The sequence below is a fragment of the Pseudoalteromonas sp. Angola-7 genome, assembly GCF_028599255.1.
In the GTDB taxonomy this organism is placed as follows: domain Bacteria; phylum Pseudomonadota; class Gammaproteobacteria; order Enterobacterales; family Alteromonadaceae; genus Pseudoalteromonas; species Pseudoalteromonas atlantica.
This window is the reverse complement of the sequence record NZ_JAQREL010000003.1, coordinates 342,187-354,800: the sequence shown is the minus strand read 5'-3', so window position 1 is coordinate 354,800 and position 12,614 is coordinate 342,187. Positions and strand designations below refer to the sequence as shown.

13 protein-coding genes are annotated in these 12,614 nt (G+C 41.6%); 6 read left to right on the top strand and 7 right to left on the bottom strand.

Annotated features, from left to right (window positions below; genetic code table 11):
- Window position 1: 1 nt before the first annotated feature.
- The 4 genes from PSH50_RS06460 (at window position 2) to lpxC (ending at window position 4,305) form a co-directional block, all read left to right on the top strand.
- Window positions 2-787 carry a cell division protein FtsQ/DivIB gene (locus PSH50_RS06460; RefSeq protein ID WP_004589419.1) on the top strand — a complete coding sequence of 262 codons (786 nt, stop codon included), beginning with the start codon at window positions 2-4 and terminating at the stop codon, window positions 785-787.
- Window positions 784-2,016 (top strand): cell division protein FtsA, encoded by a 1,233-nt coding sequence (ftsA, locus tag PSH50_RS06455; protein ID WP_004589420.1) that lies wholly within the window; start codon window positions 784-786, stop codon window positions 2,014-2,016. Before PSH50_RS06460 ends, ftsA begins: the two co-directional genes overlap by 4 nt.
- Before the next feature lie 23 nt (window positions 2,017-2,039).
- Window positions 2,040-3,287, top strand: a complete 1,248-nt coding sequence (gene ftsZ / locus PSH50_RS06450) for a cell division protein FtsZ (RefSeq protein ID WP_004589421.1) — start codon at window positions 2,040-2,042, stop codon at window positions 3,285-3,287.
- Window positions 3,288-3,393: 106 nt separating this feature from the next.
- The gene (gene lpxC, locus PSH50_RS06445) at window positions 3,394-4,305 is read left to right on the top strand and encodes a UDP-3-O-acyl-N-acetylglucosamine deacetylase (RefSeq protein WP_004589422.1); all 912 of its coding nucleotides are present in this window, start codon (window positions 3,394-3,396) and stop codon (window positions 4,303-4,305) included.
- Between the two features lie 129 nt (window positions 4,306-4,434).
- Here lpxC and yjjG read toward each other — a convergent pair whose 3' ends face one another.
- The 3 genes from yjjG to PSH50_RS06430 form a co-directional block, all read right to left on the bottom strand.
- Window positions 4,435-5,109, bottom strand: coding sequence for a pyrimidine 5'-nucleotidase (yjjG, locus tag PSH50_RS06440; protein ID WP_273609405.1), 675 nt, complete (start codon window positions 5,107-5,109; stop codon window positions 4,435-4,437).
- On the bottom strand, window positions 5,109-5,651 hold the full coding sequence (yjjX, locus tag PSH50_RS06435; RefSeq protein ID WP_064384753.1) for an inosine/xanthosine triphosphatase: 543 nt from the start codon (window positions 5,649-5,651) through the stop codon (window positions 5,109-5,111). The genes yjjG and yjjX overlap by 1 nt, the downstream gene beginning before the upstream one ends.
- A gap of 63 nt (window positions 5,652-5,714) precedes the next feature.
- The gene (locus tag PSH50_RS06430; protein WP_004589425.1) at window positions 5,715-6,614 is read right to left on the bottom strand and encodes a phosphoribulokinase; all 900 of its coding nucleotides are present in this window, start codon (window positions 6,612-6,614) and stop codon (window positions 5,715-5,717) included.
- 116 nt (window positions 6,615-6,730) lie between these two features.
- Between PSH50_RS06430 and PSH50_RS06425 the strand changes: the two genes are divergently transcribed.
- On the top strand, window positions 6,731-7,603 hold the full coding sequence (locus tag PSH50_RS06425; protein ID WP_273609404.1) for a hypothetical protein: 873 nt from the start codon (window positions 6,731-6,733) through the stop codon (window positions 7,601-7,603).
- A gap of 63 nt (window positions 7,604-7,666) precedes the next feature.
- Complete coding sequence (locus PSH50_RS06420) at window positions 7,667-8,032, top strand: hypothetical protein (RefSeq protein ID WP_004589427.1); 366 nt, start codon at window positions 7,667-7,669, stop codon at window positions 8,030-8,032.
- A gap of 65 nt (window positions 8,033-8,097) precedes the next feature.
- On the opposite strand, the gene PSH50_RS06415 is transcribed toward PSH50_RS06420, so the two are convergent.
- From PSH50_RS06415 to PSH50_RS06400, 4 genes are all read right to left on the bottom strand, one after another.
- Window positions 8,098-10,671, bottom strand: coding sequence for a M1 family metallopeptidase (locus tag PSH50_RS06415; RefSeq protein WP_273609403.1), 2,574 nt, complete (start codon window positions 10,669-10,671; stop codon window positions 8,098-8,100).
- Window positions 10,672-10,819: 148 nt separating this feature from the next.
- Window positions 10,820-11,500 (bottom strand): hypothetical protein, encoded by a 681-nt coding sequence (locus tag PSH50_RS06410; protein ID WP_029774055.1) that lies wholly within the window; start codon window positions 11,498-11,500, stop codon window positions 10,820-10,822.
- Window positions 11,501-11,653: 153 nt separating this feature from the next.
- Window positions 11,654-12,004, bottom strand: coding sequence for a DUF2750 domain-containing protein (locus PSH50_RS06405; protein ID WP_004589430.1), 351 nt, complete (start codon window positions 12,002-12,004; stop codon window positions 11,654-11,656).
- Window positions 12,005-12,021: 17 nt separating this feature from the next.
- Entirely contained in the window at window positions 12,022-12,600 is a 579-nt protein-coding gene (locus tag PSH50_RS06400; RefSeq protein ID WP_029774054.1) for a glutathione S-transferase family protein, read from the bottom strand.
- Between the last annotated feature and the right edge of the window lie 14 nt (window positions 12,601-12,614).

Genomic DNA, 12,614 nt, shown 5'->3' with positions numbered 1-12,614 from the left:
TATGCATCCCCTTTTAGAAAAAGCTCAACAGTTAAAACAGCAACTTAACTTTAATTGGTCGCTAATTTTTGGTGTGAGCTTTTTTCTGGTGGTAGTGATTGGGCTCGTGCAAATAACTACCGGTGTATCTGATTGGCTAGTAGAGAACAAAGATGCACAAATAAAGCACTTAACAGTGCTAGGAAAGCCCAAATACACTGACGAAAAGGCCATAATAAAAGCAATAAAAAAGGCCGATTTAAGCAGTTTCTTTGAGCTAGATGTAAAACGCGTACAGCAACTGGTAAAAGATTTACCTTGGGTTGCAACCGTATCAGTACGCAAGCAATGGCCCGATACAATACAAGTGTACGTAGTTGAACACGAAGCCGTAGCCCATTGGAATAGCGATTTATTGCTAAACCAAAGTGGCGATGCCTTTGAAGCAAGTAGCGATAAACTCGCCAATGATTTACCGCAACTTTACGGCCCAGAAGGCAGCGAAAAAGAAGCGTGGATTGCCTTTAAGCAGTTTGACGAAATGCTAAAGGTAAATGCGTTAACGTTAAAAAGCTTAGCCCTTTCGGAGCGTTTTTCGTGGCAGTTATGGTTAGATAATGGTGTGCGCTTAAATTTAGGGCGCAAAGACAAAGCAAAGCGAGTACAGCGGTTTATAGATGTGTACCCGCGCATGGAAAAGCGTGCAGATGCACAAATAGATGCAATAGATTTACGCTATGATACCGGCCTTGCAGTTAGCTATAAGCCTGTGCAAGAACAGCAATTACAAAATAAGAGTAAGGCATGACTAAGTCAGCAGAAAGAAACCTAGTGATTGGATTAGACGTTGGTACCTCAAAAGTGGTGGCCACGGTAGGTGAAATCACCGCAGATAACAAGCTCAGCATTGTTGGTGTGGGCAGCCAAGTATCTCATGGTATGGATAAAGGCGGCGTTAACGATTTAAACTTAGTGTCTGAGTCGATTCGCCGAGCAATAGATGAAGCCGAGTTAATGGCCGATTGTCGTATTAGCTCAGTGTACTTAGGGATTTCTGGCAAGCACATACAGTGTCAAAACGAAAGCGGCGTGGTTGCTATTAATAATACAGAAGTAACCGATGAAGACATTGAAAATGTAATTCATATAGCGCGCTCTGTGCCCATTTCGGCCGAGCGTAAAATGCTGCATGCATTACCGCAAGAATACAGCATTGATATGCAAGAGGGCATTAAAAACCCCCTAGGTATGAGCGGCGTACGTATGGAAGCACGTGCACACATTATTACCTGCTCAAACGACATGGCTAAAAACATTGAAAAATGTGTTGAGCGCTGTGGTTTAGAGGTTGATCAGCTTATATTTACCGCACTCGCATCGTGTTACTCGGTTTTAACCGATGACGAAAAAGAGCTTGGTGTAGCGGTACTTGATATTGGTGGTGGTACAATGGATATCACTATTTATATTAACGGGGCATTACGCCATTCTTCGGTTATCCCAGTGGCGGGTAATCAAGTAACCGGTGATATTGCAAAAATATTTCGTACACCTATATCACATGCTGAGTCACTCAAAGTACAATATGCATGTGCAAGTAGCCAAATGGCCAGTAACGAAGACACCATAGAAGTACCAAGTGTAGGCGGGCGACCAGCACGATTAATGTCGCGCCATACTTTATCTGAAGTGGTAGAGCCTCGTTTTAGAGAATTATTTGAATTAGCGATGGAAGAAATTCGTCGCTCAGGTTTAGAAGACCAAATTGCGGCAGGCCTCGTTATTACAGGCGGGACTGCTAAAATGACTGGCGCAATGGAAGTGGCTGAAGACATTTTCCAAATGCCAGTGAGAATAGGCAAACCAATCGGGATAGTTGGTTTGACAGACTACGTAGACGATCCTTCGTACGCAACCGCTGTAGGTTTGTTACAATACGGGCGCACTATGCAATCGATGAATGCACAAAAGTCGAAAGCAGAGGATAATAATAATTGGTGGAACCGCATTACTAAATGGTTCCAAGGCGAGTTTTAAAGTACTCAAGTCGGAGAGTAAACATGTTTGATATGATGGAACAACACAGCGAAGAAGCTGTAATTAAGGTAATTGGCGTGGGCGGTGGCGGCGGTAACGCTGTTGAGCACATGGTAAAACAACAAATAGAAGGCGTGCGCTTTATAGCCGCAAATACGGATGCACAAGCATTACGTAATTCCGCTGCCGATATTACCGTACAACTAGGCACGCAAATAACTTCAGGATTAGGTGCAGGTGCAAACCCAGAAGTAGGCCGCGAATCGGCTGAAGAAGATGCAGAAACAATCCGTGCCAGCCTTGAAGGCGCAGATATGGTATTTATTGCTGCCGGCATGGGCGGTGGTACAGGTACTGGTGCTGCACCAGTGGTTGCTAAAATTGCCAAAGAATTAGGTATTTTAACGGTTGCTGTAGTAACGCGTCCTTTTGACTTTGAAGGCAAAAAGCGCGCAGCAGCTGCTGAACAAGGCATTAACGAATTGTCAGAAATTGTAGACTCACTTATTACAATTCCGAACAATAAATTGCTTAAAGTTTTAGGTAAAGGGACTACACTGTTAGATGCCTTCGCTAAAGCAAACGATGTACTTTTTGGTGCTGTTCAAGGTATTGCGGAGCTAATTACACGTTCTGGTTTAATTAACGTGGATTTCGCCGACGTACGTACCGTAATGTCAGCAATGGGTACTGCCATGATGGGCACAGCCTCTGCATCAGGCCCAGATCGTGCTCAAGAAGCTGCAGAAGCGGCTATCTCAAGCCCATTACTAGAAGACGTTGATTTAACCGGTGCTAAAGGTATTTTGGTTAATATTACCGCGGGTATGGACATTGCGATTGAAGAATTTGAAATAGTGGGTAACCACGTTAAAGCGCTAGCGTCTGAAAATGCAACCGTGGTTGTGGGTGCGGTTATTGACCCAGAAATGAGCGACGAGTTACGTGTAACCGTTGTTGCTACGGGTTTAGGCGGCGATCGTCGTCCGCAGTTTGGTATTGTTGATAACGGCTTTAAAAAGGCATCAGGTTCTGATGTAGCAAGTTCATCAAACCAATCTAGCAGCATGTACGTACCAAGCTTTGCAAGCCAAGGCACAAGCACTGAAGAAACGACGCCAAGCACGCAAGTAGAAAGCAAAGAACAAGCGCCATCTACTAGCTCAAGCAACACGGCAAGTTCATCAGCGCAAAACAGTAAAAAAGCGGATAAATCAGAAGGCGGAGATTATTTTGATATTCCGGCTTTTTTACGTAAGCAGGCTGATTAACATTTACTAATGCTTTTGTTTGAAATATGTACAAATATTGAAAGGCAAAAGGATTTATGTTAAACTCCGCCGTCTAACTGTAACTGATTTAAAAGTGAGCGAACCTATGATTAAACAGCGTACGATTGCACAAGTAGTCAAAGCCATAGGAATTGGACTTCATAAAGGTGAGAAGGTCACAATAACTCTCCGACCTGCGAGCGCAAATACCGGGATTGTATTTCGTCGTGTCGACCTTGATCCGGTTGTTGATTTTGAAACAACACCTGAAGCCGTTGGTGATACGCAGCTGTGTACCTGTTTAATTAACAAAGATGGCGTTCGCTTATCAACGACTGAGCACCTAATTGCAGCGGTTGCTGCAATGGGTATCGATAATTTAATTGTTGAATTAGACAGCTCAGAAGTGCCGATTATGGATGGTAGTGCATTACCGTTCATTTATTTGTTACAAAAAGGCGGCATTGAAGAGCAAAATGTTGCGAAACGCTTTATTCGTATAAAAGAAAAAGTACGTATTGAAGAAGGTGATAAATGGGCCGAAGTAGAACCATATGATGGTTTTCACATCGACTTTGAAATTGCCTTTGATCACCCGGCCATTAATGAAAGCCGCCAGCGCATTGGTTTAGATATTACTGCGCAAAGCTTTACTGAAGAAATTAGCCGTGCACGTACGTTTGGTTTTATGAAAGACATTGAATACATGCATGCTAATAACCTAGCACTTGGTGGCAGCATGGACAGCGCAGTAGTACTTGATGACTTTAAAGTACTAAACCCAAATGGTTTGCGCTACAGCGATGAATTTGTAAAACACAAAATATTAGACTGTGTGGGCGACATGTTTATGACAGGTCATAACCTACTAGGTAAAGTAACGGCTTATAAATCGGGTCACGATTTAAATAATAAGTTACTTCGCAAAATTATGGCAACAGAGTCAGCATGGGAGTGGGCAACATTTGAAACGCCTGTTACGATGCCTGCACCCGGCCTTGAATTAGCGACGGCTTAATTTAGTATTTTTTAAAAATACACGCTCACAAACAGTTATAAAAAATGACGCTTAATAGCGTCATTTTTTTTGCCTTAAATTAGCGAGTTGCAGCTAATTACTATTAATTTTTAATAATTAACGCGCTGCTTAAAGCGCTAAAATTGTTGGTAACTGTGCCAGTTCAGTTATGGTGTAGGTTGGGCTTATGCCTGCTGGTAACTGCTCGCCTGGGTGCTGTAGCCAACAGGTATCAATACCGGCATTATTGCCTCCTAAAATGTCGCTAGAGGCAGTGTCGCCCACCATTAATATTTTGCTTTTGTCTGGGTTACCCATAAGCTCAAATGTGTGCTCAAAAATAGCCTTGTTAGGCTTAGCAATGCCTACCAGTTCCGAAATAACCAGCCAATCAAACATATTTTCAAGGCCGGTATGCGCTAGGCGCAGGGCTTGCAAACGTGCAAAGCCATTAGTAATAATACCCAATCGTGCCTGCGGTTTTAGTGCATTTAGTAAATCGATTGCGCCGGGGAGTGGTTCACAAATTTGTGCCATAGCATCTAAAAATGCATCGTTTAGCTCTTTAGCGGGTACCCCTAATTTTACAGCCCACTCGTTAAAGCGGGTTACTTGTAAGTAATCGGCGCTAATTTTTCCATCTTGATAATCTATCCACAGCTGCTTATTAGTTTTTTGGTAATGGATGTAATCAGCTTGAGTAAACTCAATGTTGTACGCTTTAAACATGCGGGTCATTCCCGCTAAAATATCAAACCTGAATAGTGTTTCGTCTGCATCAAACAGTACATAACTGTATTTCATTAATTTTCCTGATAAAGGCTAGGGTGTAAAAAAGGAGCCATAGCTAAGGTAAGCGCTTGGGTGTAGGTGCTTTGGCGAGTGGCATGGTTGTTTGTGAGAAGCCCTATCGCGCCGCCTTTTTGCTTAACATTATGGGTGTTAAATGCTTTATCCATCACATCGCCAAGCTCTTCTCCGCTTAGCAGCGCGTTATATAACACTTGCGGTAACGGCAGGTTACTGCTGCGTCCTATCGCTTGCTCAGAGCCATTATTAATAACAACATAAGCAAAGGTTGCAGCACCATAGCTAAATTGCTCTGCACCGCCTTCCATTGCACAGTAGTAATCTGCTTGGTACATGCTTTTACAGTAAGTAACTCGGTTTTGTGCGCCTATACGGGTTTGTTCCTCACCAATTGGTTGATCGGGAACATTTGAGGGAGCATCAACGCCTTGGCAATCAATTTCGTAACTAGGAAAGTACATTGCAAAAATATGTTTTGCAGCGTTAATTTTTACTGGGTTTTTAGAGCCTACAATAATTTTTAATGAGTGCGACACGTTTTCCCTCACTGTTAGCAAAAGCAGCAGTGTACGTCAGAAGTGTAAATCATAAAAGAGGGGCTAAATGGGTATATCTAAAGGGGCTAGGTTTTCAAGAGCACGCTTTTTAACAATAATGTCTTTAATTAGCGGAGTAAGCACCAGCTCCATTGCTAAACCCATTTTACCGCCTGGCACCACAAGGGTATTTATACGCGACATAAAGCTGCCTTCAATCATCTGTAAATAATACGGAAAATCAACGTCATCAATTCCTCTAAAGCGAATAACCACAAAGCTTTCATCTAGCGAAGGAATATCTTTTGCGCTAAATGGGTTTGACGTATCAACCGTTGGCACACGTTGAAAGTTAATATGGGTGCGCGAAAACTGCGGTGTGATGTGATTAATGTAGTCATCCATACTGCGTACAATTGAGTCCATTACTTTTTCGCGAGAGTGGCCGCGGTCTTGCGTATCGCGGATCAATTTTTGGATCCATTCAAGGTTAATAATAGGCACCATGCCTATAAGTAGATCCACGTGCTTAGCTACATCATGATCCTGATCAACCACGCCACCGTGCAAGCCTTCGTAAAACATTAAATCAGTGTTTGTTTCAAGATCTTGCCAAGGGGTAAAGGTCCCCGGTAATTGATTATAAGGCACTGCTTCGTCAAAGGTATGTAAGTATCGGCGCAATTTGCCTTGGCCTGTTTCGCCGTAGGTACCAAATAAGGTTTCTAATGCGCCAAAGTCATTGGCTTCACGGCCAAAGTAACTTATGTGTTTACCTTCTTGTTGTGCTTCGCGTACTTTTTTATCCATTTCTGGGCGCGTGTAACGATGAAAGCTATCTCCTTCGATAAAAGCCGCATCAATGTTGAGGCTACGAAAAATATGTTTAATTGCATTGGTGGTAGTGGTAGTTCCCGCACCCGACGAACCTGTAATAGCAATGATAGGATGTTTAGCTGACATGTATTTTCTCTTTTTTAGGACCAAGTTAGTTATAAAGAGTTGACTGACTTAGGTCAAGTGACGCCATCGGCAAATAACGTTATCATGAGGTGCTTAAAAATAAAACGAGAGAAAGCATGAAACTTATTAAACCATGGCTTGGGCTAGTCTCTTTAGCGGCGCTAAGCCTTGCTACAGCGCAGGCTAGCATGCCTAAAAGCCAAATATTACTTGCTGATTTAAATACACCCTACGGTATGCAAGTGACTATAGTGAGCGACAAAAATAGCTATAACAACCAACCTTATTTAACAAACAAGGGTATTTATTTCACCCATGAAGTTATTTCAAGCGAGCAAAGTCAAACCGATATTGCCTATTATGATTTAGCAACCAAGCAAATAAGCAACATAACAAATACGCCAGTGAGCGAATATTCGCCCACGGTTATGCCCTCAAAACAAAGTTTATCGGCTATTGTGGTAGAGCAAGATAGCAAACAAAAGTTGTGGCAATACCCACTTGATACTGAGCAAGCACCGAGCCGTATTTTTGATTGGATTGAACCTGTTGGCTACCACGCGTGGGGCGCTCAAAACGACTTAGTGATGTTTATTTTGGGTGAGCCACATACATTGCAATATACTTCGGTTGCTGCGGCAAAAGGCGAGGTGGTAGCAAGTAACATAGGGCGTACGCTTATTTATAACAGTAAAACCGCAACATTTTTATTTAGCTACACAAAAAATGATCAGCATACTTTAGCAAGCTTTAACCCGCAATCTAAACAGGTAGAAGATTTACTTAGATTGCCAGAGCAAGTACAAGACTTTATTTTAAAAGATGCTAATACAGTGGCTTATGCGGTTAAAAACCGTGTATATATGCGTAATTTAAGTGGCACCGATGAGGTTTCTCAATGGCTTAACTTAAGCCCATATTGCGAGACAAACATAACGCGAATGAGTTATAAAAACGACAAACTTGCCTTTGTATGCGATGTAAAATAATTCGGACTTTGCAGCGCGTATAGGCTAATGTAATGCACAATTAAACATTAAAGGGATCACCACGTGGCTTATAGTGCAGATGAGTTAACAGAGCAGCTCATTCAGTTAAAGTGCAGAAGTAACTTTAAAATTAAAAACATTGCTGAGTACATGTTAGCCAATTCTAAAGAAGCAATTTATACCCACAGCGAAGCGGGTAAAGGCAAAATAATTATTCGCCCAGCCTTTGAGGTGTTTAGCGATGATTTTGCAACAATTGATGAGGTAACACGAGTACAAGGTTATTTTCATAGTAGCGAGATGACACGCTTTCCTACACGTATTCACAAAAGTGCGCAGCCGATTCACTATGGTGTGGCCTTTAAAATTAACTCAGAGCAAGCAGCAAAAGACTTTATTGCCAAGCTAACACAGATTATTAACGGGTAAATAAAAGCCGCTGAGTGAATAACTCAGCGGCTTTTTTAATTATGCATATTTACTTTTAATTAAGCTTATTTGCTTTTTAAAAAGTCATTAACTGATGCCAGTTCACGCTCTTTAAGCGCAATACAGTCATGGGTACTTTCTTCAAGCTTGCTTAGCGTACGCGCGTAGCCCGGTGTTTCTTCAATTTTATCTTTAAAGAATGCTTGCGTGGTTGCTAAACTTTGTTCATCACAACGCGTGGTCGTAAAGTACGGTAAGTTAGGCACAAAAAACGGCGGTAAGCTTTGTGTTACCTTGTCGTAATTGTTGTATATCCACTCAATAAATAATGCTTGGCGTGGCTCGCTATAACTTTGACCTGCTAAAATAGTGCGCATATCAGACGCGGTGACTTCGTCGGTTAAGGTGTAAGCTAATACTTGCTTTTGTAACTGCGCTTTACCCATAAAGCCCATTGCTGCCAGCATGTTAGTGCGTACTTGTGGATCTTTAGTGGTTTTAAAGGTTGCCATAAATTGATCAAGTAAGGCTTTATCCCCATTATAGGCGGCAAGTTTTAAATAGGTAGCTGCTAAATACGGATCCACTTTTTGCGGATCGTTTAAGTACACTTGCGTTTGCTCTTTTGCTTTGCTGATCACACGTTGATCTTCGCCATCAAAACCTAGTAAGGACACAACACCCGCACGTAGTTGAGATACTGCACCGTCTTCGCCAGCTTGTGCTTCAAGTGAGTATTTTTTAGCTGCAGGCATTACTGCACTGTGAATAAACTCAGGCCATAACGCTTCGTTGCTTTCATCTTTAAAGGTATTTTTTTGCGATACCAAGTAGCCCAGCGCTGTATTTGCAACACGAGGGTGATCATCGCTCACAAATACTTCTAAGGTTTGCATTAACTTAGACGCCGATATTACACCCGCATCAAGTAGTGCATCAGTGGCAGAGAGCAGCGCTAAACGCTCACGATCATTAAGTGCTTGCGGAGCATGTTTTATTAGTGAATCAAACTGCGCATCGTCCATTACCCAACGGTAATAGCCTAGCGCCCCTTCATCGGGATAAATCCACTGTGGCTCAAAATCAAGTGTTAGGGTTTGGCTTTGCTTATTGAGTAAAATACTGGCTGTTTTTACTTTATCGCCAGCGCCATATTTTATCCCAACAGGGACATTCCAAAGCTGTGCGGGTGCATCTACACCAGCATTAGCAAAGCGACTTTGCGATATAGTAATTTTTTTACCGTCTTGTTTTACATCTACAAGCGGAAAAGAAGACTGTTCAATAAATGATTTTAAAACACTCGCAACATCTTTATTAGAAGCTTTACCTAGCGCTTCCCATAAATCGGCTGCTTCGGCGTTTTTATACGAGAATTTTTTTAAGTAACTTTGAATCCCTTTTTGGAATGCCTCTTCACCAATCCAGTTTTCAACCATAGCCAGTACTGCGCTGCCTTTACTGTAGGCAAGCCCTAAACCATCCATAATATCGGCTTCGGTTTTAATCGGTTTACGAATCGGCTTAGTGCTTAAGCGAGCATCTAATGCCATTACGTTGTTTTGTGGTAAATCAAGGTGAGATTCAAATTCTGGATTAAGCTGTTTAGTAATTTTTGCCGCCATCCAGCTGGCAAATGCTTCGTTTAACCATAAGTCGTTCCACCACTTCATGGTAACTAAGTTACCGTACCATTGATGGGCAAGCTCGTGAGCAATAATCGACACATTACGCTGTTTTTTACTGCGTGTAGCAGCTGCTAAATCAACCAGTAATATATCTTCGCGGTAGGTTACTAGGCCCGAGTTTTCCATTGCGCCAAAAGGAAACTCGGGTACTGCTACCGAGTCGAGCTTTTTATAAATATAAGGAATACCAAAATACGCCTCAAGTGCAGCAAGTACTTTTGGCATGTTCTCTTTTGCGTAATCAGCTAAATGAATTTTACCCTGCGGGGTAATAACACGCCCTGGAATTGGCATGTCTTTTATTTCAAGCTCTTCAAAAGGGCCCACGGCCATAGCCACTAAATAAGAAGGAATAGGTGGCGTTCTATCAAAGTAATGCGTTGTCATCTCGCCGTTAACTGTGGTTTTAAGCTCTGGCGTATTGGCATAAACCTTTTGAGACGTTGGCGCTGTAATTGTTAACTGAAACGGTATTTTATAACTTGGCTCATCAAATACTGGAAATGCACGGCGTGCATCATTCATTTCAAACTGAGTAAATAAATAAGGTGTGCCCTGATCAATTGTTTTGTATAAGCCCACACTTTGGCGATTATACGGCGCAGAAAAATCTATTTTTAGGGTGTACTTACCCGGCTGAATTTGCTCATCACAGCTAAATTTTACTTTTTCTGTTTTTAGCATTTCGTTATTTAAGTCGCAGTTTTCATCGCCTAGTAACTGCGCCATTTTAACAGCGTAAGCCACGCCGTTAAGTTCAATGTAATGAGTGGGTTTTAACACTTCTAGGGCTATTTCTGTCATCCCTGTAAAGGTGTCTTGGCTTGGGTCGAGTGTTAACGACACCTTTTGTGAACTTGGTTTAGCAAGCTTTTCGATAACGAACTCGTTAGCGTTGGCAGTAGTCATTGCTAAAGCAACACTTACTGTTAATAGGCTTTTTAAAAACATAGTGATCCCTAGATTGTTGTTGTTAGAAACTGACTCAAACAGGCATTTCTATGCCCTTAAAAATTGAGATTTAGATATCCTAGCAGTTTTTTTTATGAGAGTAATTTAATAAAGTGGCTGCTTGGATTTAAAATAGTAACAAATAGTGTCAGTGGCTCTGGCGCAGCTTAAAGCGCTGCCAGTGCAGCTGTGGGTTAATGGTGCGAATTTGCTGTATTACGTTGTTTAGTAAGGCGGTATCGTCAAATTTATCATTGGGGTATTCGTTAAACCCCATTAAATAATTAAAGGCGTCTTTTGAATTAGCCTGTAATGCGTAAATACGTACTTGTTGCTCAAAATTAAGTCGTAGGCTACTTATGGCGGTTTTCATACCGAGTTGATCAACAGTGGGAATGGCACATTTTTGCAAATAACCCGCACGCTCACCTTCACCAGTAAACCAAATGCGTACTTTTTCGCTGTAACGGCCAGACTTAGCCGGTAAATCAAACAACAAACGTGTGTGATTATGTGCTTTAACAAAGGCAATAAAGTCGTTAAGCCCTGCATCAACTAAGGCTTGATGCACCGGAACCAAGCGCGCTTTTATTTTTCCATTAGTATGAAAATTAAAACATAAAATGCCATTTTTAAGCTCAAGATCGTCAAGCGTTAAGCAGCCAATTTCATCGCTATATGCGCCACTGTAATAGGCAATTAAAGGCAACCAAAAATGCCAATGCTTTGCTTGCTCTCTTGCTACTTTAAAGTCGCCATAAATGTAGCCGTTATAAAGCGTATGCAGTTCCATTGCTGAAAAAGGGCGGCGGCCAAGATGGGTTTTCAACGTAATCCCTTGAAATTAATGACATGTTATATTTTATACTTAAAACAGATAAACATGCGAGTATCGATTTTAGTATTTATGTTTTTAGCTACAAAACAAAAACACCCACTTAAAAAGCAGGTGTTGTATTCACTATTTAATTTATAGTGGCAGTTATTCGCTAAGTGCGCGTGCTAAGCCAACAGGCTCTATTTCTACACACACTTGGTCGTCATTCCAATTTAAACCAACTAATGCGCTGTCTTCGTTTAAATCTTCTACCCACTCATCTAAAAATTCATCTAAATTAATTTCTACAGGCGTAAATTCTTGCCACTCTTCTTTACACTGGGCTTTTGCTGCGTCTTCGCTTTCCCATAAAAGCAGTACATCCGTTTCGGCAAACTGGTTAGATTCGCACACTACAAAGCCGCCGTCGTCGCCACCTAACGCCCACACTTGCTCGCTTAAACGTACTTTTTCTACAAAGCTAACTAGTTGTGATTCAATTTCAATATCGCTCATGTGTTTACCTTATTTGTTTAGAGTCTGGGATCGGTGCTTACTGCAGCTTGACGCGTGCCATAGTCGTTATAAAAACTGACTAAAGCAGCGTGTTGGCTAAAGTCTGTTAATTCACGAAAGCAAATCCAATCAAGTAGGCAGTATAAACTGATGTTAAGGCATTCACAGCCTTTAAATTCATCATCGTTTAAATGACTATTTAAATAGCTTAATGTTTGTGCAATTCGTTCGTTTTGCAGATTAAAAAATAATTTATCGTCGCTAGTATCAAACCCTGAGCGTCTGCTAAGTGCTAATTCTACTAACGAGTCGTTACAGGCGTTAATAATATTAAGTAGGTGTTCTTGCGACCAGCTTAGTGGTGTTTTACCAGCCTTGGCGATAAGGTAACGTAAAATAATGGTTGAATCGCTTAGCGTTAAATCACCATCAATTAAAACCGGTATTTTTCTTCCTGGGTTGTTACTGGCTAAGGTAGGGCGGTCTTGCTCAGAAAAAATATCTAGGTTTACTAGCGCTAAGTCAACATTGTTTTGTGCTGCCCACATTCTTACTCTGCGCGCAAATGGAGAAGGGTTAGATCCTATAAGTTTCATAATTGCTCCTAAAA